Below are 20,731 nucleotides of genomic sequence, written 5' to 3'. Positions count from 1 at the left end.
TGCCTAACCCCGCTTCGTGTACGCGACGAACGCCGCCCAGCTCGACGGCGTGAACGTCAGCGCCGGCCCCTGCCGGTCCTTGCTGTCCCGCACCCCCACCACGCCGGGCAGATTGTCCGCCACCTCGACACAATCGCCGGAATTGCCGCTGCTGCGGGTGCTCTTGCGCCAGATCGCGCCGGTCAACTCCATCGCTTCGCCGCCTCCGAGATCGCCGCCAGAGTCGCCCCGTGCGGCATCGCCTCCGCACGGCACGACGTCCAGCTCTGCCACTCATTGATGAGCCGAGCACGAACGCTGATCGTCGGACCAGCGTTCGCGACCCGGCTGCCGGTTGACCGCTACGGGTCAGGCGCGCTTGGCGTACGCGACGAACGCCGCCCAGCTCGACGGCGTGAACGTCAGCGCCGGCCCCTGCCGGTCCTTGCTGTCCCGCACCCCCACCACGCCGGGCAGATTGTCCGCCACCTCCACGCAGTCGCCGCCGTTACCGCTGCTGCGGGTGCTCTTGCGCCAGATCGCGCCGGTCAACTCCATCGCTTCGCCGCCTCCGAAATCGCCGCCAGGGTCGCCCCGTGCGGCATCGCCTCCGCGCGGATGGACTCCCACGTCTGCCGAAGTGAGTTCACGTCCACCGTGCGCTCCACGATTGTGCCGTGCAACTGGTTGTCCAGGTAGCCCACGTCGTCACCGTCGGCCGGGGTCGCGAGCACGAAGGCACCGTTGAGCCCCGGATATGCCCCGGCCGTCTCCGGCACCAGGTGCAGGTGGACCCGGGGTCGCCGTGCCATCTCGATCAGGTGCTCCAACTGCTCCCGCATCACCTTCGGCCCGCCGACCGGTCGAGCCAGCACCGAGTGGTCGAGCACCACCACGAACTGCGGCGGCGTCGGGCCGTCCAGCACCGCCTGCCGGGCCAGCCGGGCGGCCACCTGCTGTTCGACAGCCTCGCCGACGAACTGCGCGGCCCCTTCGTAGAGCGCACGGGCGTACTCCTCGGTCTGCAACAGACCAGGGACCACCAGCGGTTGAAAGCTACGCAGTGAGGCAGCTTCCTGCTCGATGCTCACCCACTCGCGGAACCACGGCATCAGCGCCTCCTGCATCAGCGCGTCCCGGATCCGCACCAGCAGGCCGCCGCCGTTCAGCACCTCGTCGCACCGCTCGGTGAACTCGGCGCGCGGCGCGCGGCGGCACTGCTCGACGGCCGCCACCAGCGACGCCGAATAGCTCACCCGCTCGCCCAGCGCCTCCTGGGTAAGCCCCGCATCGGTACGTAACCGACGTAGCTCACCGGCGAACAGTTCCCACAACGGCACACGGATCATCTGCACACCTCTGCACACGGCTGCACACGGAAATCGGCCGGTCGGACGGCCGGGAAGGTGGGGGTGGAACGCCTTCCGACCCTAGCGGCGCGGTGACGAGACTGTCACGCAGTGGAATCGAATTCGTCCGATTCCCGCTACCGAGAGGAGTTGCGCCGTGCGACTGCGCTGGTTCCGCTGCCGGGGTGCGTCGGCACCGACACTGCCCCAGCGGGTACGGGGCGACAATCTGCCGGACTGGATGCGGCAGCCCACCCGTCCACTCCCGACGATGGGTCCCGGCCGGGTCGGCAACCTCACCCCGGCCCAGCAGTGGCGGGCGAACGGCGGTCGCTGGCCGGTCCCGGAGCAGCGCGGCGGCGACGCCGGCAACCGGCGCGACGGCCACGAGGAGCCTCGGTGATCAGCCACCAGCTCGGGCAGCCGCCGGACGGACCCAAGCCGGATCGACCCCGGCCGTACCCGTTGCACGCCACCCCGCACACGCCGCTGCGTCCGATGTGGTGCTGCCGGGCCTGCGGCCAGCCGTGGCCGTGCCCGACGGCCCGTCTGCTGCTGCGCAGCGAGTACGAGGACAACCGGATCGGGCTGTCCATCTACCTGTGCGGGCTGCTGTACGAGGCGACGCGCGACCTCTACCGGCTCAACCCGAACGACGCGCCCGCCCCGGCCGACATGTTCGCCCGCTTCGTCGGCTGGGGCCCGTACCGCCGTCACCCGCCCGTCCCTCCGGGCGGCGGCTGTTAATAAGGGGCCCTTCCTCTACCGGAGGCGTTAACAGGGTGCCCTTCCTTTCACCGCCAGCCGACGTCGATGCGGTCGCCTCGCTCGTCGAAGAAGTGCAGCGCGTCCATCCGCACCTGCACGGCGAGCGGGTGCCCGGGCGACACCTGCGGGTACGGCGCGAGCCGTACCGCCAGTTCCGCCGGACGACGGTGGTGGCGGCCCGGGTCGGGCAGCACGCTCGTGCGGTTGCCGCCACCCCCGCCGGCCTCCGGCGCCGGGGCTGACGCCTCCGTCGCGCGGCCGGTGAGCCGCTGCATCACCTGGTTGAACCGGCGCAGGCCGCGCTGGCCCGGTGCGGCCTGCTCCACCTGGGTGCCCATCTCGTCGACCACGATCGCGGTGGCGCCGATGTCGAGGAACGCGAGCGACTCGTGGCCGTGGTGCTCCAGGTAGCGGATGCGCCCGTGCAGCACGTCACCGGCGGTGTCCGGGGCGACCGGGGTGAGCGCCTCGGCACGCATGCCGACCACGATCCGCTCGCCGTGGTAGTGCGCCACCGCCCGGCTGCGGATGTCGTCCCAGGGCAGGTAGAGCGACTGCTCGCCGAGGTTCAGCGCGACGTACCGGTCGAGGTGCACGTAGACCGACGCCTCCAGCAGGTTCATCCGGGGGCTGCCCAGGAACGCGGCGACGTAGAGCGTGGCCGGCCGCCCGTACACCTGGGTGGGGGTGCCCACGTCCTGGAGCACGCCCTTGCGCATGATCGCGACGCGGTCGGCCATGGTCAGCGCCTCGGCCTGGTCGTGGGTGACGTAGATGGTGGTGACGCCGAGTTCGCGGGTGAGGCCGGAGATCTCCGCCCGCAGTTCGGCGCGCAGCCCGCTGTCCAGGTTCGACAGCGGCTCGTCCATGAGGAACAGGCCGGGCCGGCGCACTATCGCCCGCCCCATGGCGACCCGCTGCCGCTGGCCGCCGGAGAGCTGGCTGGGCTTGCGCGCGAGTACGTCGCCGATGCCGAGCGCGCTCGCCACGTCCTGGATCCGCTCGCCGCGCGGGCCGGGCTCGATGCCGGAGAGCCGCAGCGGGAAGCCGATGTTGTCGCCCACAGTCATGTGCGGATAGAGCGCGAAGTCCTGGAAGACCATGGCGATCTTCCGGTCGCGTGGCGGCAGGTCGTTGGCCAGCTCACCGCCGAGCAGGATCGCGCCGGAGGACGGGTCCTCCAGCCCGGCGACCATGCGCAGCACCGTCGACTTCCCGCAGCCCGACGGGCCGAGCAGCACCATGAACTCGCCGTCGTTGACGTCCAGATTGATGGTGTCGACCGCGACTGTTCCATCCGGGAACACCTTGGTGACATCCTTGAGCGCGACGGTCGCCACCGCCACCTCCCCAGTTTTCTCTCCCCAAACCCGGGAATGACTGTGACCAGGATCATCTGATTCGCACATCGGGTAAACGTGCCATGTTCGGCTCGTGACAGTCCTATTAAGCGGTATTCGCCGGGCTCCGCAGTTAAGTGACCTGCCGGTAACCACTTTTACGGCATTTCGCCGAGGAACACGCGGCGTACCACGCGCTCGGCGGCGTGCCCGTCGTCCAGCGCGCAGAACCGCGCCCGGAACGCCGCCCGGGCCCGCTCGGCCGCCTCGTCGTCGACCGCGCCGGACCGGAACACGTCGAGCAGCCCGGGGAAGTCCAGCGCGACGGTGCCCGGCGGCTCGGCCAGCAGGTCGAAGTAGACGCCCCGGGCCACCCGGTAGGCGTCCCAGTCCGGCGCGTAGACCACTACCGGCCGGTCCAGCACCGCGTAGTCGAACATCGCCGAGGAATAGTCGGTGATCAGTACGTCCGCCGCCAGGTAGAGGTCCTCCACCCGGTCGTACGCGCTCACGTCCAGCACGCCGTCCGCCGCCGGTCCCCGGGGATGCCGCTCCCGGTCGTGGAAGTAGTGGCTGCGCATCAGCAGCCGGCCCCGGGGCCCGAGCACGTCGAGCATCCGGTCCGGGTCGAACGGTGGCCGCCACCCGGGCAGGTGCTCGCGGTGCGTCGGCGCGTAGAGCACCACGTACTCGTCGGGTGCGATGCCCAGCGCGGCGCGGACCTGGCCGCGGTCCTCGGCGGTGGCCAGCGCCAGCCGGTCGTTGCGCGGGTAGCCGACCTCGAGCGTGGTGTAGTCCGCCGGGTACGCCCGCTCCCACATCTGCGTGGAGAAGCTGTTCGACGTGATGCTGTAGTCCCAGCGGTCGACCCGGCGCAGCAGGCCGGCGAAGTCCATCCCCATCGCGCCCACCGGGTAGCGCTGCTGGTCCAGCCCCATCACCTTGACCGGCGTGCCGTGGTGGGTCTGCACGTGCACCGAGCCCGGCCGCTTGCGGACGAAGTCCGGGAAGTTGACGTTGTTGACCAGCCAGCGGGCACGCGCCAGCACGCGGTGGTACTCGCGGGTGCCGGCCACCACGTACTCGACACCGGGCGGCAGCGCGGCCACCCGGTCGCGGCGGACGATCCAGACGCCGCGCACCTGCGGCGCGAGCCGGCGGGCCGCCTCGTAGATCGCCGCCGGGTTGCACGAGTAGCCCCGGTACCAGTAGGCCGCGTACACGGCGAGCGTCGGGTCGACCGGCCGGTGCAGCTCGGCCCGGTAGTACTCGCCCAGCGCCAGGTCACGGGCCCGCCGGGCGGCACGCCGCACCACCGGCGTGACCCGTCGCCGGGCCCGCCGCGCGGTCCGCCGGGCCGTCTCCGTCGCCTGGTGCGCCTCGCGCAACGCGCTGAACGTCCGCCATCGGCCGGCCGCCACCAGCCGGTGCTTGAGCCCTTCCGGGCCGGGCGGGACCGGGTAGCCCTCGGGCGGCAGGAACCGCACGTAGTCGGCGTGCATCTGGGCGAAGAACGGCGCGCGCAGCTCGGGGGCGATCCGGTCGCCGTTGCCGAGCACCGTCAGGTAGTGCCAGATCATCCGCTCGAAGACCGCCGGTCGCAGCCCGGTCACCCGCCAGCGGTCCATCAGCCCGAACACCCGGTGCCACTGGGCGAAGACCTCGAAGTGCCGGTCCCCCCGGGTCTTCGTGATCGCGCCGGTGCGGCGCTGCCGGTAGTTCAGGCAGATCCGGTCGAGTACGCCGATCCGCCCGGCGGCCATCAGCGCCGGATAGCTGAACGAGACGTCCTCGTACCAGCCCGGCTCGAAGCGCAGGCCGCGCTCGATCAGGAACTCCCGCCGTACCACCCGGTTCCACGCGGTGTGCAGCAGCTTCAGCGTCTCCGGCCGGTCCCGCAGCGTGAACGTCGTCGCGCCGGGCGGCACCGGGAACACCTCGCGCATCGCGCTGCGGGTGCCGATGTTGTTCCAGTGCGCCCGGACGTGGTCCACGATCAGCACGTCCGGCGCGGTGTCGCGGAGCCGGTCCGCGACGTGCGGCAGGCAGCCGGGCACCAGCCAGTCGTCCCCGTCGACGAACCACACGTACTCGCCGACGGCCCGGTCCAGCCCGATGTTGCGGGCCGGACCGAGCCCCACGTTCTCGGCGAGGCGCACCGGGCGGACCCGGGGGTCGCGCAGCGCGTACTCGGCCAGGATCTCGCCGCTGTCGTCGGGGGAGGCGTCGTCGACGCCGATCACCTCGATGTCGGCGAACGGCTGGTCGAGGATCGAGTCGAGACATTCCCGCAGGTAGCCCTGCACCTTGAAGGCCGGCACGACGAAGCTGATCAAGGTCACCCCGGCCCGCCCTCCGTCAGCCCGGCGAGCGCACACCCCCACGGGCGCGGGCCGGCAGGACCACCCAGGCGAGGACCACGCTCGCGACAAAAACCACGAGAAGGTACGCACCGAGTGTAGCCAGAGCGATACTCGCATATCCGGCGATCAGCCCGATTGCCAGCAGCAGGGAACGCCCTGGCCAGCCCAGCGTGGCGGCGTGCAGCGGCGGAGCCGACTGCCGCTTCTCCAGCCGGGCGGTCAGGTCGTAGTGGTGCAGCGTCAGCACCAGGACGTACCCGAAGATCAGCCAGGCCGGTGCCCGGCCCGCCACCCCGACCGCGATGGCGAACAGATACTCGGCGGCCCGCAACGCGGCCGGCACCAGCCAGTCCAGCGACCCCTCGTGCGGCGCCCGCGAAGCCTGCGCGGCGCCCAGCAGCAGCACCAGCGCGAGCACCGGCACCCAGACCGGCAGGTCGCCGCCGCCGTGCACCGCGAGCAGCGCCCACACCAGCGTCCCCGCCGAGCCGAGCGCGCCGAGCACCGCCAGCAGCAGCGGCCGCCGCGTGGTCGGCAGCGTCCGCGCCAGCACGCCGTCGTCACGGTGCAGACCCGCGTCCACAGTGGCCATCACCGGCACCCGCATCCACCGCGCCCGCAAGGTCCGCAACCCCCCGGTGTACGCGAACGCCAGCGCACCCCAGACCAGCACCGCGACCAGCGCCACCAGCGGCCCGAACAGCGCGGCGGCGATCGCGATCAGCGCCCACCGCTCCCCGATCGGGAACACCACAGTGCGCTTCAGCCAGTACGACACCGAGCCGGTGTCCGCCTGCACCCGCGTCGACGCGGCGTTCAGCTTCCCGCCGATGCCGCCCGCGTCGGCGGTCACCACCTTCGGCCGCCGGGCCGCCTCGTCGTGCAACGCCCCGTACCAGGTGTCGGTCATGTGCCGCACCGTCTGCAACGTCATCGCGGCCAGCGCCAGCGCCCAGCCGTACCGGAACCCGGCATGCGTGGCCCCGAAGCCGAGCCCGGCGTAGACCACGTACTCCTTGAACCGGTCGGCCATCGTGTCCAGCCAGCCGCCCCAGGCGCTGAAGTGCCGGGTGTAGCGGGCGAGCTGCCCGTCCACGCAGTCGAGCACGAACCCCAGGTAGAGCAGGACCGCCCCGGCCACCAGCGCGGGCCGTCCACCGACGCCGAACAGCACCGCCGCGGCCACCGCGAACGCCACCGAGACCATGGTGACCCCGGTCGGGCCGATCCCGATGCGCGCCGCCGCCTTCGTGACGTACGGCGACCAGGTGCTGACGAAGAACGTGGTGAAGAAGTCGTCCCGCTCCTTCACCGACAGCTTCAACTCGGCCCGGTCCTCGTCGACAGCGGCCACCGCCGCCTCCGCCGCCGCCCGCTGCGCCTCGTCGCCGACCCGGTGCGCCACGAGCAGACGTACCCGCTGGGCGAAGATCAGCGTGCCCCGGGCGGCGAGGTCGGCCACGAGCCGGTCCACCGCGTTCCGCGGCCCGCCGTCCGTTGCGCCGACGCCCGGCGCGGACGCCGGGTCGGTCAGGCGCGCGTCCGGCGCATCCGGCGCGGCGCCTGCGGCGCGGCGGGCGGCGTCGGCGAGCGCCGGCAGGTCGGCCGCGCCCACCCGCAGCGCGCCGCCGAACACGCCGGTCGCGTCGGCGGCGTCGACCTCGACCACCTGGCCGCGCTCCTCGCGCACGGTGGCCTGCCCGGGAGCGGGCGGATCGGTGAGCACCAGCGCCACCGTCGGCCCCACCGGACTGGTCGCGAGATGCTTGAGTACGGCGGTGTGCGCCACCAGGTCCGCGCCGCTCACCAGCACCGGGCCGGTCGCGGCGGCCACCAGGTCGGCCAGCTCGGTCAGGTCGGCGGCGATACGCACGTCGTCCGCTCCGGCCCGCCGCCACTGCGCGGCCAGGCGTTCGGTGAGGTGGCCCGCCGCCGGGTCGGCGGCGAGCACGATCGCGAGCGTCACCGCTTCGCCGCGTCGGCGTAGGCCGCCAGCGCCTCGTCGATCGTCCCGTCGACGATCAGCCGTCCGGCGTCGAGGTAGAGCCCCCGACGGCAGAACCGGGTGAGGTCCTTGTCGTTGTGTGACACCAGCACCAGCGTGCGCCCTTCCGCGAGAAGTCGCTCGATGGTCGCATAGCACTTCGCGCGGAACTCCGCGTCCCCGACCGCTGTCACCTCGTCCACAAGCAGCACCGGGTGCGGCAGGTGCGCGATCACCGCGAAGCCCAGCCGCACCTTCATCCCCGACGAGTAGTGCCGCACCGACGTGTCGATGGCGCGTTCCACCTGCTCACCGGCGAACGAGACGATCTCGTCGAAGTGTTCCCGCAGGTACGCCGACGACAGTCCGTGCAGCCCGCCCACCAGGTACAGGTTCTCCCGGCCGGTCAGGTCCCCGGAGAACCCGGCGGACAGTTCGAGCAGCGGCGCCACCCGGCCGTGCACCCGGATCGAACCCTCGTCCGGGATGAGCACACCGGCGATCAGCCGCAGCAGCGTGCTCTTGCCGGTGCCGTTGCGCCCCACCACGCCCACCGTCTCGCCCGGTTCGATCCGGAACGACAGGTCACGCAGCGGCCAGAACCGGCCCGCGTCCGGGTCGCGGGCGCCCCGGTGCACGATCAGCTCCCGCAGCCGCAGCTGGCGGCGCCGGTTGCGGACGAACCGGATGCCGAGCCCGTCCGCCTCGATGATCGGGGCCATTCAGAGTTCCTTCAGCACTGCCGGTTCGAGGCGGTGGAACGCCCACCAGCCGAGCGCCAGCACCAACACGCTGCCGGTCACCGTGATGATGAGCAGCCGGGCGTCCGGGAACTCGTCCGGGTACCAGACCGCGTGGTGCAGCTGGAAAATCCCGACCAGCGGGTTCAGCTCGTACCCGATCTTGAGCCAGCCCGGCATGCCCGACTCCCGCACCAGGTCGAGCGGATAGATGATCGGCGTCGCGTAGAACAGCAGCCGGATGATCAGCCGCATGGTGCGTTCGATGTCGCGCATCAGCACGTTGCCCGCCGACAGCAGCAGCGCCAGGCCCACCAGCAGCACGAACTGCACCGCCACCGCCAGCGGCAGGGCGAGCAGGCTCCAGCCGGGGCGGATCTTCCCCTGGCTCGCGTAGATCGCCGCGACGGCGACCAGGATCGGCAGCCCGGCCAGGTACTCGGCGAAGCGCCCGGTGACCCGCCCGATCGGGAAGATCGGCCGGGGCAGGTTCATCGTGGTGATCAGCCGGGCCTGCCCGGTGAGCGCGTTCGCGGCCTCGGTCAGCGCCGAACTCGCCCACATCCAGGCGAAGATCCCGGTGATCAGGAACAGCGGGTACGACCCGGCCGCCTCGCCCAGGTGCCGCCGGGTCGCGCCGGAGTAGAGCACGCCGAAGACGAACCAGTAGATCAGGCCCATGCCGAGCGGTTCGATCAGCGACCAGAAGTAGCCCAGCACCGACTGCTGGTACTTCACCGCGAGGTCCCGGCGGACCAGGATGCGCAGCGAGGTGCGGGCGGACCAGAGCGCCGCGACGCCTGACGTCACCGCATGATGGTCGCTTTGTCAGTAGCGCTCCCGGGCCGGGTGCGGGCCGGGGTCACCCCAACGGGGTCAGCATTCGATGACGTTGACGGCGAGCCCGCCCCGCGCGGTCTCCTTGTACTTGACCTTCATGTCCGCGCCGGTCTCCCGCATGGTCTTGATGACCTTGTCCAGCGACACGTGGTGCACCCCGTCCCCGCGCAACGCCAGCCGGGCCGCGGTGATCGCCTTGATGCTCGCCACCGCGTTGCGCTCGATGCACGGAATCTGCACCAGGCCACCCACCGGGTCGCAGGTCAGCCCCAGGTTGTGCTCCATGCCGATCTCGGCGGCGTTCTCCACCTGCTCCGGCGTACCGCCGAGCGCCTCGGCCAGCCCGGCCGCCGCCATCGAGCACGCCGAACCCACCTCACCCTGGCAGCCCACCTCGGCACCGGAGATCGAGGCGTTCTCCTTGAACAACACACCGATCGCGCCCGCCGCCAGCAGGAACCGCACCACGCCCTCCTCGGACGCGCCCGGCACGAACCGGGTGTAGTAGTGCAGCACCGCCGGGATGATCCCGGCAGCGCCGTTCGTCGGCGCGGTGACCACCCGCCCGCCCGCCGCGTTCTCCTCGTTGACAGCCAGCGCGAACAACGTCACCCAGTCCATCGCGCGCAGCGGGTCCTGGGCGCCGGTCTCCGCCTCCAGGCTGCGCCGCATCTCCGCCGCGCGCCGCCGGACCTTCAACCCACCCGGGAGTACGCCGTCACGGGTGCAGCCGTTCTCCACGCACTCGCGCATCACCCGCCAGATCTCCAGCAACCCCGCCCGCACGTCCGCCTCGCTACGCCAGGACAGCTCGTTGGCGAGCATCACCTCACTGATCGACAGCCCGGTGCCGGTGGTGACGGTCAGCAGTTCCGCGCCGGTGAGGAAGGGGTGCTTCACGCGGGTGCTGTCCGCCTTGATCCGGTCCGCCCCGGCGGCCGCCTCGTCCACCACGAAGCCGCCACCGACCGAGTAGTACGTGCGCGTCCGCACCTCGTTCCCGGCCGCGTCGTACGCCGCGAACGTCATCCCGTTCGGGTGGTACGGCAACGAGCGCCGGCGGTGCAGCACCAGATCCGTGTCCGGGTCGAAGTCGACCCCCTGACTGCCGAACAGGTCGAGCCGCCGCTGGGTGCGGATCCGCTCGACGCGCGGCCCCACCGAGTCGGTGTCGACGGTCTCCGGAACCTCGCCCTCCAGCCCCAGCAGCACCGCCCGGTCACTGCCGTGCCCGTGACCGGTCGCGCCGAGCGAGCCGAACAGCTCCGCCCGTACCCGCGCCACGTCAGCGAGCTGCCCGTCAGCCTTCAGGCCCGCCACGAACGTACGAGCCGCCCGCATCGGCCCGACCGTGTGCGAGCTGGACGGCCCGATACCGACACTGAAAAGATCGAAAACACTGATCATTTGCTGCTTTCCTCGCCGTCGTCCCCGTTGTGCGGATCCGAGCCGGTGCGTGGGGTTGCCGCCCCCGCCAGGCGGGACGGCCGGCGCCCAGGGTGGGGGCGCCCGACCCGCGAGCCTACCCCGCCCTCGTGATACCCGCCCCCACTCCGCCCCATGCCCGCCCGCGAGGAAGCGCTGTCCCCTCCGGCCCCCACTCCCCCCCGTCGATCTTGGAGTTGTGGCGCCCGGATGGCGGCATTTACGACCTTCGTGAACCGCCACAACTCCAAGATCGCCGCACAGCGCGGCGGGAGGCCGGCTCCCGGCTCCCGGCTCCCGGCTCCCGGCTCCCGGCTCCCGGCTCCCGGCTCCCGGCTCCCGGCTCCCGGCTCCCGGCTCCCGGCTCCCGGCTCCCGGCTCCCGGCTCCCGGCTCCCGGCAGATCTTGGAACCAAACGGCCCCCATAGGGACCCTTTCCTTCCAAGATCTCCACGAATCCCACTCGACGGAACGCCGGTCCCGCACCACGGAACGCACTCGCCGCAACACGCGACCGAGCGCGGCTCCCACCGCACGCCACCCCGTCAACTGCCGCGATCTTGCACTTCCCGCCCCGTCAATCCAGAGCAAATAGGGCACGTCGAGGGCCTCAAGTGCAAGATCGCGGGAGGCAGAGGGCGGGAGGCGGGAGGCGGGAGCGGGAGGGAGAGCGGGAGGGGGCGGGAGGTAGGGCTGACGGTGTGGCCAGCAGTGCGGACGCGCTGAGCAGGAACCGCAGTTCCCCGGCCCGTGACTGCGGGACCACCTCGGACCGGAAACCGCGGCGGCGACCCGGGAGTCTCCGCGGTGAGTCGGTGGGGACGGTCCGGGGTATGCACCTACGGGTGCCCGGGTCGCCGATCATCCTCGGGGCCGAGGGCGCGGCGCGCACCCCTCTCTACCGTGGAATCAGCGCGGCGGATCGCCGCAGAAGTGGGAGACGACGATGAGTCGCAAACTGGTCCGGCCCCGCCAGGGGCGCATGATCGCCGGTGTCTGCGCCGGCCTGGGGCAGCGGTTCGGCATGTCGGCCGGCCTGGTCCGGCTGCTGTTCCTGCTGTCGCTGCTGCTGCCCGGCACGCAGGTGATCATCTACCTGATCCTGTGGGTTCTGATGCCGAACGAGGACCGCTACCTCGCCACCCGCTGACGCGACACGAAGCCGGGACACCGGCACACACGCGACGCGCCCGCCCCGGACCATCGGGGCGGGCGCGCGGCGTCAGCGCACGAAGATCAGGGCGCGGTGTAGGTGACAGTCACCTTCTCGTAGCCGAGCGAGCGCAGCAGCCCTTCCAGCATCTTGCGGGTGTTCTCCTCGGCGCGGGCGGCGAGCCCACTGTCGCGGGCCGCCGCGGTGATCCGGTCCTCGGCGAGCTTGTAGATCTGCTGCTGCCGGTTGGGGTCGCCGGCCACCAGGTCGTTGAGCCGGTTGATCAGTCCCCGCTGCTGGGCGAACACGTAGCTCTTGTCCATGTCCAGGTCGGTCTCGCCGAGCTGCGGCGCGGGCAGCTTGATCTCGGCGGACTTGCCGTCCTCGGAGACCGTCACCGCGCCGTCGGCGATCTTCGCGAAGTCGACGTACGCCTCGACGCGGCCCGCCCCGACGAACAGCGTGCGCTCGTTGAGCAGGAAGTCGGGCACGTTGCGCCGGTCGTTCTGCACGTCGACCACGACCTGGAAGTTGCCCTCGGCGGCGACGTAGCGGCTCAGGTCGCGGATCGACTTGAGCAGCGGCGGCTGGCTGCGGTCGGTCTGCTCCTTGGCGAACGGGTTGCGGAAGTCGGGCAGCAGACCGGTGGCCTGCACGCCGAGCAGCACCACCACCGCCAGCGCCGCCGCGCCGAGCACCCAGAGCAGGCCACGAGCCGCGCCGCCGCCCGACGCCGGGGCGCCCGGACCGGGCTCGCGATCGGGATCGCGGCCCGGGTCGGGCGAGCCTTCCGCCCGGTCGCGAAGGGACTCGCTGGTGGGGTAGTCCGGGAACTCCCGGGTGGGCTCGTTGATGTCACCGTCGCGGGCCATCGCCCTCACCGTCCTCGTCCGACACATCGACTGACAAAGACGGTACGGCCACCGTGCGACAGTCGCTCGTCGAGCGTCCCGATCGGGTGAAACCGCAGGTCAGGCGAACGCGGACAGGCCCGTCAGCCGCTGGCCGATGACGAGCTGGTGGATCTCGGAGGTGCCCTCGTAGGTGAGCACGCTCTCCAGGTTGTTGGCGTGCCGCATCACCGGGTACTCGCCGGAGACGCCGTTCGCGCCGAGGATCGTGCGGCACTGCCGCGCGATGGCGAGCGCCTCCCGGACGTTGTTCAGCTTGCCCACGCTCACCTGGTGGGGCCGCAGCGAGCCGGCGTCGGCGAGACGGCCCAGGTGCAGCGCGAGCAGCATCCCCTTGTTCCACTCCACCGCCATGTCGGCGAGCTTGGCCTGGGTGAGCTGGAAGCCGGCGAGCGGGCGGCCGAACTGGGTGCGCGTGGTCGCGTACTCCAATGCGGTTTCCAGGCAGTCGCGGGCCGCGCCGAGCGCGCCCCAGACGATGCCGTGCCGGGCCTCGGTCAGGCACCCCAGCGGCGCCTTCAGCCCGATCGCCTCGGGCAGTCGCGCGTCGGCCGGCAGCCGGACGTCGTCGAGCGCGATCTCGCCGGTCAGTGACGCGCGCAGCGACATCTTGTGCCGGATCTCGCGCGCCGTCACCCCCGGCGTGTCCATGGGTACGGCGAAGCCGCGCACGCCTTCGTCGGTGCGCGCCCAGATCACGCCCACGTCGGCGATCGGCGCGTTGGTGATCCACAGTTTGCTGCCGTTGAGGATCCAGTCGTCGCCGTCGCGGCGGGCCCGGGTGGCCATCGAGCCGGGGTCGGAGCCGTGGTCGGGCTCGGTGAGCCCGAAACAGCCGATCGCCTCGCCGGCCGCCATGGCGGGCAGCCAGCGCTGCTTCTGCTCCTCGCTGCCGAAGCGCCAGATGGCGTACATGGCCAGCGATCCCTGCACCGACACCAGCGAGCGGACGCCGGAGTCGCCGGCCTCCAGTTCCAGGCAGGCCAGCCCGTACGCGACGGCGGACGCGCCGGCGCAGCCGTACCCGGTCAGGTGCATGCCGAGCAGGCCGAGCTTGCCGAACTCGCGGGCCAGCTCACGGGCCGGCACCTGGCCGTCCTCGTACCAGCCGGCGACGTGCGGGCGTACCCGGTCGGTCACGAGCTGGCGCATGACGGCGCGGATCTGCCGCTCCTCCTCGCTGAGCGACGCATCGATGTCGAGCAGGTCCAGAGGAGTCATGGCGTCACCTTAACCAAGGCTCAGCCGGGCGTCACTCGCCCTGGTCGCCGAGGACCAGCACGCGCGCGTGGATCTGGTTGCGCTGCTGCAGCGCCGCGCGCAGCGCCCGGTGCAGGCCGTCCTCCAGGTAGAGGCCGCCGTTCCACTGGACCACGTGCGGGAAGAGGTCGCCGTAGAAGGTGGAGTCCTCCGCGAGCAGCTTGTCCAGCGCCAGTTCGCGCTTGGTGGTGATGAGCTGGTCCAGCCGCAGCGGGCGCGGCGGGATCTCGGCCCACTGCTTCAGCGTGAGGTTGTGCTCCGGGTAGGGACGCCCGTCCCGGACCGCCCTGAAGATCACGGCGTGCTCTCCTCCCCCAGGCCCGGCTGACGATGTGGATGTCAGCCTAACCGCTCAGGTCCACCGTCCCCGCCGCACCACATCCTGCACCGGACGCCGCCCTCTACGCAGCGACGGTGACCGATGGTCGACGGTCCGATAACCCACTGTGATGGCTCCGACGGGGCTGAGTTCCGGCGGTACCCCGAACGCCTCCCGGTACGCCTCGATCCGCTGCGGCGGAATGCCGAAGAAGCAGGCGCCCAGCCCTTCGTCCACGGCGGTGAGCAGCATCAGCAGCGCCGCGAAGCCGGTGTCCACGTACCAGTAGGGCACCGGCCAGCGGTCCTCGGCGCGGTCCGCCCAGCCCTTGTCCGGCTCGGCGTAGCGGTCCAGGTAGGCGTCACGGTTGGCGTGCGGCACCACGATCAGCGGCGCCCGGCGCATCCCGGCCAGCCAGCGTTCCCGGCCGCCGCCACCGGGCGTGGTCGCCGCCCAGAACCGTTCCCGGTCCTCGGGTTCCTCCAGCACCAGGAAGCCCCAGCCCTGGGCGAACCCGGCCGACGGCGCGCGGACCGCATGGTCCAGCAGGCGGTCCACCACCTCCGGCGGTACCGGGCGGTCGGGGTCGTAGTTGCGCACCATCCGGCGGCGGCGGACTACCTCGGCGAACTCCACGCTCAGACCTCCGGCCGGACGCCCCAGGCGCCCCGCCAGGTCTGCCCCGGCTCCAGCGTGATGACGTCCCTGCCGGAGCGGAACGCATCCGGCGGGCAGGTCATCGGCTCGACCGCCACCGACCGGCGGTGCCGTTCCCCGCCGAGCGTGTCGCCGGTGAACACCTGCCACCAGCCGAACTCGCGGTCCGCCCAGATCCGCAGCCCGGACGAGCCGTCCGGCGAGCCGAGCGTCACCGCCGAGCCGCCGTCGGCGTCCCGCTCGACGTCACCGAAGGCGGTGTCGAGGACCAGGTCGCCGATCGGGCGCGGGCTGGTGAAGTCGAACTCGGAGCCGGTCACCTCGGTCGCACCGACCGGAAGCAGGCGGCCGTCCACCAGCACCCGCCGCCGGGCCGGCAGGTGCAGCCGAATCCCGTCCACGCCGGCCTTCGGCAGTTGCAGGTAGGGGTGCACGGAGAAGCCGAACGGCGCCGGCTCGCCGGACAGGTTCGTCGCCTCGTGCTCGGCCCGCAGCCCGTCCGGGCCGACGCTCCACCGGGCCCGCAGCCGCAGCGCCCACGGGTAGCCGGGGCTGGGCGGCAGGTCGTAGCCGATCGTCACACTCTGGGCCGACTGCTCGATCAGCTGCCACCGGGCCCAGTTCACCAGGCCGTGCAGCGCGTTGTGCCGCTCCGGCTCGGTGAGGTCGAGCTGGAACGACCGCTCCCCGAACGAGTAGACGCCGTCCCGGATCCGGTTCGGCCAGGGCGCGAGCACCTGACCGGCCGAGCCGGGGCAGACCTCGTCCTCGGCGTACCCGTCGAGGTAGTCCACGCCGTCGTGCCGGTAGGCCCGCAGCCCGCCGCCCACCTCGACCACGACGGCCTCGTGGCCGTCGGCGGAAATGGTCCACTGTGTACCGGACGGTGGCTGCACGTCGATCCCCATGTCGGCGACCCTACCGTCAGTGGCGCTCCTCGGCGGGGGTGGTCGAGCGATAGCGCAGCAGCGCCGGGAACGCCACCACCAGCAACACCGCGAGTACGGCGGCGGCCAGGCCACCACCGACCATGGCGACGCCGGTGCCGAACCCGGCGGCCGTCGCGCCGGCCCGCAGATCGCCCAGACGCGGGCCACCGGCCACCACGACGGTGTTCACGCCCTGGAGGCGGCCCCGCATCCGGTCCGGCGCGTAGACCAGCAGCATCGACTGGCGCAGCGTGGCGCTGACCAGGTCCGCCGCCCCGGCGACGCCGAGCAGCACCACCGCCACCCACAACTGCCCGGCCAGCCCGGCGAGCGCGATCGCGACGCCCCAGCCGACCACCGCCACGGTGAGCGCGAGGCCCTGCCGGCGTACCCGGCCGATCCACCCGGAGGTCAGGCCGCCCAGCATCGCGCCGATGGCGATCGAGCTGTAGAGCCAGCCCACCGCCGAGGCGCCGCCGAAGCGTTCCTGCGCCAGCTCGGGGAAGAGCGCCCGCGGCATGGCCAGGATCATCGCGATCAGGTCGATGGCGAAGGACAGCAGCAGCACCCGCGTGGTGGCCAGGTAGCGGAAACCGTCGACGATGCTGGCCAGCCCGGCCTTGCGGACGCCGCCGTCCGGGTCCGGCGCGGGCGGCATCGCCGGCAGCCGCAGCGTGGCCCAGAGCGCCGCCGTGTACAGCAGCGCGTCCGCCGCGTACGCGATGGGCAGCGCCGTCCCCACCTCCCACCCGGCGAAGATCAGGCCGGCGGCGAGCGGGCCGAAGACGGCGGCGGCGGTGAACGTGGTGAAGTTCAGCGTGGTCGCGGCCGGGACCAGCTCGGCCGGCACGAGCCGGGGCAGGATCGCGCTGCGGGCCGGTGAGGTGATCGCGAAAGCCGTCGACTGGAGGCCGACGAGCAGCAGGAGCAGCAGCGGGCTGCGCACGCCGGCCAGCGACTGCACCAGCAGCCCCAGCGTCGACGCCCAGAGCACGCAACCGCCGACGAGCAGCACCCGGCGGCGGTCCCGGGCGTCGGCGATCGCGCCGCCCCACAACCCGAACAGCAGCAGCGGCACGAAACCGGCGATGCCCAGCAGGCCGACCCAGAGCGAGCCGCCGGTCAGGTCGAACATCTCCACCGGCACCGCCACGGCGGTGAACTGGAAGCCGAACATCGCGATCGCGTTGCCGGTCCAGACCCGCCGGTACGCGGGCACGCGCAGCGGGCGCAGGTCGATCGCCCAGCGGCGCGCACCCCGCCGCCGGGCCTGCGTGACGTCGGTCACGGCGCGAGCCGCTCGACGACGAAAACCCCGTTCCCGGTACGCCGGAAGCGCAGCCGGTCGTGCAGCCGGCTGGCCCGGCCCTGCCAGAACTCGACCGTCTCGGGCCGGACCCGGAACCCGCCCCAGTGCGGCGGCGCGGGGATCGGGTCCACGTCGGCGAACCGTTCCGCCGCCGCCCGGTACGCCTCGTCGAGCGCGGCGCGGTCCGGCACCACCGTCGACTGGGCGCTGGCCCACGCCCCGAGCTGCGAGCCGCGCGGCCGGCTGGCGAAGTACGCCTCGGTCTCGGCCCGGTCCACCGGCTCGACCCGGCCGGTCACCGTCACCTGCCGCTGCATCGGGAACCAGGGGAACACCAGGCTGGCCCACGGGTTCCCGGTCACCTCGGCACCCTTGCGCGAGCCGTGGTTGGTGTAGAAGACGAAGCCCTCCGGGTCGTACCCCTTGAGCAGCACGGTGCGCCCGCTGGGCCGGCCCCGGGCGTCGGCGGTGCCGAGCACCATCGCGTTCGGCTCGGGCAGCGGATGTGCCACCGCGTCGGCGAACCAGCGGGCGAACTGGGTGTGCCAGTCCGGCGCCAGGTCCGCCTCGGTCAGGCCCAGGTCGGCGGCGTACTCGTTACGCATACCGGCCGGTGCGGGTGTGTCGCCTGTCACTGTGCTCGTCCCTCTCCCGGGCGTGCCGGCGTCCCCCGACGCTGGCCAGGCCCCGGTACCCAGTCTTCTCCCTCTCTCACCGACGGCCAGCGGCGGGGATGTCGTGTGGCGCACAGTGGCTGTGGGTCGCGCAGCCGGTTACCCACCGGGCAAGATGTTCCGAACCACATCCCTGAAGGGTCGCCTGAGCTGCGGGGCTCGATCAGCCCGCCCGGGCGCGCCGAGCCGAAGCCAGGAGACGACATGTCCGATTTCAAACCGGGCCTGGAGGGCGTCGTAGCCTTCGAGACCGAGATCGCCGAACCCGACCGCGCGGGGGGTTCACTGCGCTACCGGGGCGTGGACATCGAGGACCTGATCGGCCAGGTCTCGTTCGGCAACGTCTGGGCGCTGCTGGTGGACGGCCGGTTCGGCCCCGGCCTGCCGCCGGCCGAGCCGTTCCCGGTGCCGGTGCACTCCGGTGACATCCGCGTCGACGTGCAGTCCGCGGTCGCCATGCTGGCGCCGTACTGGGGGCTCAGCCAGCTTCTCGACATCTCCGACGAGCAGGCCCGCGAGGACCTGGCCCGGGTGTCGGTCACCGCGCTGTCCTTCGTCGCCCAGTCGGCGCGCGGCCTGGGCCTGCCGGCCGTGCCGCAGAAGGAGATCGACAAGGCGGAGACCATCGTCGAGCGGTTCATGAAGCGCTGGCGGGGTGAGCCCGACCCGCGGCACGTCAAGGCCGTCGACGCGTACTTCATCTCGGCCGCCGAGCACGGCCTGAACGCCTCCACCTTCACCGCCCGGATCGTCGCCTCCACCGGCGCGGACGCCGCGGCCTGCATCTCCTCCGGCATCGGCGCGCTCTCCGGCCCGCTGCACGGCGGCGCCCCGTCCCGGGTGCTCAGCATGCTGGAGGCGGTCGAGCGCAGCGGCGACGCCGACGGGTACGTCAAGGGCGTGCTCGACCGGGGCGAGCGGCTGATGGGCTTCGGCCACCGGGTCTACCGGGCCGAGGACCCCCGCGCCCGCGTGCTGCGGCGTACCGCCAAGGAGCTGGGCGCGCCGCGCTTCGAGGTCGCCGAGGCGCTGGAGAAGGCCGCGCTGGCCGAGCTGCAGGCCCGCCGCCCGGACCGCGTCCTCGCCACCAACGTCGAGTTCTGGTCGGCGGTGGTGCTGGACTTCGCCGAGGTGCCGGCGCACATGTTCACCTCGATGTTCACCTGCGCGCGGATGGGCGGCTGGTCGGCGCACATCCTGGAGCAGAAGAAGCTCCAGCGGCTGGTGCGCCCGTCGGCGACGTACGTCGGCCACGGCTCGCGCAAGCCGCAGGAGGTCGAGGGCTGGGACGCCATCCCGCACGGCGTCTGACGTCTCGCCCGGAGCCCCGTTCCCCTGCCGGTGGAGCGGGGCCCCGGCATTTCCGGGACCGGCTCGCGGCCCGTGTGGCGGACGCCTCACCGACCGGCGTGGGACTGGCCGCCGGACGGCCCGGAGCAGGTGCGAGGATTGCCGTGGCAGTGTCGCCGGAACGGGCTCGGACGCCCGCCACCACGCGGCAGCACCTCGTCCGCGCCCTGCCAGCTCACCTCTCGCCCATGCGGAAGGATCTTCAAGACCGTGGCTGACGCACCGACCATCCGGATTCCCGACGAGATCAGGCCCGCCGACGGACGATTCGGCTGCGGCCCGTCCAAGGTCCGTCCGGCCGCGGTCTCCGCCCTCGCCGACGTCGCCACCAGTTACCTGGGCACGTCGCACCGGCAGAAGACGGTCCGCGACCAGGTCGCCCGGCTGCGCCGCGGCCTGGCCGAGTTCTACTCCCTGCCCGAGGGGTACGAGGTGGTGCTCGGCAACGGCGGCACCACCGCGTTCTGGGAGGTCGCCACGTTCGGCCTGATCCGTGACCGGGCCCAGTTCGCCAGCTTCGGCGAGTTCGGCGCCAAGTTCGCCAAGTCGGTCAAGGACGCGCCGTTCCTCGGTGAGCCGACGGTGCGCAAGTCCGACGCGGGCAGCGCCCCGACGCTGGTCGCCGAGGCCGGCGTGGACGTCTACGCCACCCCGCACAACGAGACCTCCACCGGTGTCGCGGTGCCGATCAGCCGGGTGGCGGGCGCCGACGAGGGCTCGCTGCTGCTGGTCGACGCCACCTCCGGCGCGGGCGGGCTGGACGTGGACGTCGCCCAGACCGACGTCTACTACTTCGCCCCGCAGAAGTGCTTCGGCTCCGACGGCGGCCTCTGGCTGGCCCTGATGTCGCCGGCCGCGCTGGCCCGGGCCACCGAGATCAAGGAGTCGGGCCGCTACATCCCGGCCTTCCTCGACCTGGTCACCGCGATCGACAACTCGCGGCTGGAGCAGACCTACAACACCCCGGCGCTGGCGACCATCTTCCTGGCCGCCGAGCAGACCGACTGGATGAACTCCCAGGGCGGGCTGGCCTGGGCGGCCAAGCGCACCGCCGAGAGCGCCGGCATCGTGTACGGCTGGGCCGAGCGCTCGTCGTTCGCCACCCCGTTCGTGGCGGACCCGGCGCTGCGGTCCAACGTGGTCGCCACCGTCGACTTCGCCGACGGGGTGGACGCCACGGCGATCGCCAAGGTGCTGCGCGCGAACGGCATCGTCGACACCGAGCCGTACCGCAAGCTGGGCCGCAACCAGCTGCGGGTGGCGCTGTTCCCGGCCGTCGAGCCGGCCGACGTCGAGGCGCTCACCGCGTCCATCGACTACGTGGTCGAGCGACTCTGATCACGCCGTCACGGTGCGTGGCCGTCAGGGCTCCGGCGGCCAC

The 20,731-nt window shown here is 72.3% G+C and carries 21 protein-coding genes; 5 read left to right on the top strand and 16 right to left on the bottom strand.

What is annotated here, in order from left to right; translation table 11 throughout:
* Positions 1 to 3 precede the first annotated feature (3 nt).
* The 3 genes from HA073_RS04380 to HA073_RS04365 form a co-directional block, all read right to left on the bottom strand.
* A complete protein-coding gene (locus HA073_RS04380) occupies positions 4 to 192 on the bottom strand; it encodes a DUF397 domain-containing protein (protein ID WP_166455865.1) in 189 nt (62 codons plus the stop codon).
* A gap of 156 nt (positions 193 to 348) precedes the next feature.
* A complete protein-coding gene (locus tag HA073_RS04370; protein ID WP_043327121.1) occupies positions 349 to 537 on the bottom strand; it encodes a DUF397 domain-containing protein in 189 nt (62 codons plus the stop codon).
* Entirely contained in the window at positions 528 to 1,328 is an 801-nt protein-coding gene (locus HA073_RS04365) for a helix-turn-helix transcriptional regulator (protein WP_069089588.1), read from the bottom strand. The genes HA073_RS04370 and HA073_RS04365 overlap by 10 nt, the downstream gene beginning before the upstream one ends.
* Positions 1,329 to 1,485: 157 nt before the next feature.
* Here HA073_RS04365 and HA073_RS04360 point away from each other — a divergent pair, with 157 nt between their 5' ends.
* Entirely contained in the window at positions 1,486 to 1,731 is a 246-nt protein-coding gene (locus HA073_RS04360) for a hypothetical protein (protein ID WP_043327123.1), read from the top strand.
* Positions 1,728 to 2,075 (top strand): hypothetical protein, encoded by a 348-nt coding sequence (locus HA073_RS04355; RefSeq protein ID WP_043327125.1) that lies wholly within the window; start codon positions 1,728 to 1,730, stop codon positions 2,073 to 2,075. Before HA073_RS04360 ends, HA073_RS04355 begins: the two co-directional genes overlap by 4 nt.
* Positions 2,076 to 2,122: 47 nt before the next feature.
* Here the strand turns inward: HA073_RS04355 and HA073_RS04350 are convergent, their stop codons facing one another.
* The 6 genes from HA073_RS04350 to HA073_RS04325 form a co-directional block, all read right to left on the bottom strand.
* Positions 2,123 to 3,436, bottom strand: a complete 1,314-nt coding sequence (locus HA073_RS04350) for an ABC transporter ATP-binding protein (RefSeq protein ID WP_043330711.1) — start codon at positions 3,434 to 3,436, stop codon at positions 2,123 to 2,125.
* A gap of 158 nt (positions 3,437 to 3,594) precedes the next feature.
* Positions 3,595 to 5,778, bottom strand: a complete 2,184-nt coding sequence (locus HA073_RS04345) for a bifunctional glycosyltransferase family 2 protein/CDP-glycerol:glycerophosphate glycerophosphotransferase (protein ID WP_166455744.1) — start codon at positions 5,776 to 5,778, stop codon at positions 3,595 to 3,597.
* Between the two features lie 16 nt (positions 5,779 to 5,794).
* Positions 5,795 to 7,765, bottom strand: a complete 1,971-nt coding sequence (locus tag HA073_RS04340; protein ID WP_166455743.1) for a DUF5941 domain-containing protein — start codon at positions 7,763 to 7,765, stop codon at positions 5,795 to 5,797.
* Entirely contained in the window at positions 7,762 to 8,505 is a 744-nt protein-coding gene (locus tag HA073_RS04335; RefSeq protein WP_030503547.1) for an ABC transporter ATP-binding protein, read from the bottom strand. The genes HA073_RS04340 and HA073_RS04335 overlap by 4 nt, the downstream gene beginning before the upstream one ends.
* A complete protein-coding gene (locus HA073_RS04330; RefSeq protein ID WP_166455742.1) occupies positions 8,506 to 9,333 on the bottom strand; it encodes an ABC transporter permease in 828 nt (275 codons plus the stop codon).
* Between the two features lie 66 nt (positions 9,334 to 9,399).
* A complete protein-coding gene (locus HA073_RS04325) occupies positions 9,400 to 10,770 on the bottom strand; it encodes an L-serine ammonia-lyase (protein ID WP_166455864.1) in 1,371 nt (456 codons plus the stop codon).
* Positions 10,771 to 11,734: 964 nt separating this feature from the next.
* On the opposite strand from HA073_RS04325, the gene HA073_RS04320 reads away from it, so the two are divergent.
* Positions 11,735 to 11,938, top strand: coding sequence for a PspC domain-containing protein (locus HA073_RS04320; RefSeq protein ID WP_043327136.1), 204 nt, complete (start codon positions 11,735 to 11,737; stop codon positions 11,936 to 11,938).
* A gap of 86 nt (positions 11,939 to 12,024) precedes the next feature.
* Here HA073_RS04320 and HA073_RS04315 read toward each other — a convergent pair whose 3' ends face one another.
* From HA073_RS04315 to pdxH, 7 genes are all read right to left on the bottom strand, one after another.
* Positions 12,025 to 12,813, bottom strand: coding sequence for a DUF4230 domain-containing protein (locus HA073_RS04315; protein WP_043327138.1), 789 nt, complete (start codon positions 12,811 to 12,813; stop codon positions 12,025 to 12,027).
* A 99-nt stretch (positions 12,814 to 12,912) separates the two neighbouring features.
* Entirely contained in the window at positions 12,913 to 14,073 is a 1,161-nt protein-coding gene (locus HA073_RS04310) for an acyl-CoA dehydrogenase family protein (RefSeq protein WP_166455741.1), read from the bottom strand.
* A gap of 31 nt (positions 14,074 to 14,104) precedes the next feature.
* Positions 14,105 to 14,410, bottom strand: coding sequence for a type II toxin-antitoxin system VapB family antitoxin (locus HA073_RS04305; RefSeq protein WP_013283726.1), 306 nt, complete (start codon positions 14,408 to 14,410; stop codon positions 14,105 to 14,107).
* 54 nt (positions 14,411 to 14,464) lie between these two features.
* A complete protein-coding gene (locus HA073_RS04300; protein ID WP_166455740.1) occupies positions 14,465 to 15,067 on the bottom strand; it encodes a nitroreductase family protein in 603 nt (200 codons plus the stop codon).
* Between the two features lie 2 nt (positions 15,068 to 15,069).
* On the bottom strand, positions 15,070 to 15,996 hold the full coding sequence (locus tag HA073_RS04295) for an aldose 1-epimerase family protein (RefSeq protein ID WP_043327144.1): 927 nt from the start codon (positions 15,994 to 15,996) through the stop codon (positions 15,070 to 15,072).
* A gap of 16 nt (positions 15,997 to 16,012) precedes the next feature.
* Positions 16,013 to 17,305, bottom strand: coding sequence for an MFS transporter (locus tag HA073_RS04290; protein ID WP_069089567.1), 1,293 nt, complete (start codon positions 17,303 to 17,305; stop codon positions 16,013 to 16,015).
* Entirely contained in the window at positions 17,302 to 17,931 is a 630-nt protein-coding gene (gene pdxH / locus HA073_RS04285; RefSeq protein ID WP_051611271.1) for a pyridoxamine 5'-phosphate oxidase, read from the bottom strand. The genes HA073_RS04290 and pdxH overlap by 4 nt, the downstream gene beginning before the upstream one ends.
* A 273-nt stretch (positions 17,932 to 18,204) precedes the next feature.
* On the opposite strand from pdxH, the gene HA073_RS04280 reads away from it, so the two are divergent.
* Positions 18,205 to 19,311 (top strand): citrate synthase 2, encoded by a 1,107-nt coding sequence (locus tag HA073_RS04280; RefSeq protein ID WP_043327149.1) that lies wholly within the window; start codon positions 18,205 to 18,207, stop codon positions 19,309 to 19,311.
* Positions 19,312 to 19,560: 249 nt separating this feature from the next.
* Positions 19,561 to 20,688: a phosphoserine transaminase gene (gene serC / locus HA073_RS04275; protein ID WP_043327151.1), complete on the top strand. Its 1,128-nt coding sequence runs from the start codon at positions 19,561 to 19,563 to the stop codon at positions 20,686 to 20,688.
* Positions 20,689 to 20,731: the final 43 nt, after the last annotated feature.

Source organism: Micromonospora sp. CMU55-4 (assembly GCF_011602315.1).
GTDB classification, from domain to species: domain Bacteria; phylum Actinomycetota; class Actinomycetes; order Mycobacteriales; family Micromonosporaceae; genus Micromonospora; species Micromonospora chalcea.
Note: the sequence above shows the minus strand (reverse complement) of the source record. Positions and strands in the feature narration are given on the sequence as shown.

Excerpts from the sequence above, each read along its gene's own strand:
- pdxH (WP_051611271.1), bottom strand. The coding sequence starts at position 17,931 with ATGCGTAACGAGTACGCCGCCGACCTGGGCCTGACCGAGGCGGACCTG.
- HA073_RS04335 (WP_030503547.1), bottom strand. The coding sequence starts at position 8,505 with ATGGCCCCGATCATCGAGGCGGACGGGCTCGGCATCCGGTTCGTCCGC.
- HA073_RS04320 (WP_043327136.1), top strand. The coding sequence starts at position 11,735 with ATGAGTCGCAAACTGGTCCGGCCCCGCCAGGGGCGCATGATCGCCGGT.
- HA073_RS04295 (WP_043327144.1), bottom strand. The coding sequence starts at position 15,996 with ATGGGGATCGACGTGCAGCCACCGTCCGGTACACAGTGGACCATTTCC.
- HA073_RS04365 (WP_069089588.1), bottom strand. The coding sequence starts at position 1,328 with ATGATCCGTGTGCCGTTGTGGGAACTGTTCGCCGGTGAGCTACGTCGG.
- HA073_RS04280 (WP_043327149.1), top strand. The coding sequence starts at position 18,205 with ATGTCCGATTTCAAACCGGGCCTGGAGGGCGTCGTAGCCTTCGAGACC.
- HA073_RS04370 (WP_043327121.1), bottom strand. The coding sequence starts at position 537 with ATGGAGTTGACCGGCGCGATCTGGCGCAAGAGCACCCGCAGCAGCGGT.
- HA073_RS04380 (WP_166455865.1), bottom strand. The coding sequence starts at position 192 with ATGGAGTTGACCGGCGCGATCTGGCGCAAGAGCACCCGCAGCAGCGGC.
- HA073_RS04315 (WP_043327138.1), bottom strand. The coding sequence starts at position 12,813 with ATGGCCCGCGACGGTGACATCAACGAGCCCACCCGGGAGTTCCCGGAC.
- HA073_RS04310 (WP_166455741.1), bottom strand. The coding sequence starts at position 14,073 with ATGACTCCTCTGGACCTGCTCGACATCGATGCGTCGCTCAGCGAGGAG.
- HA073_RS04325 (WP_166455864.1), bottom strand. The coding sequence starts at position 10,770 with ATGATCAGTGTTTTCGATCTTTTCAGTGTCGGTATCGGGCCGTCCAGC.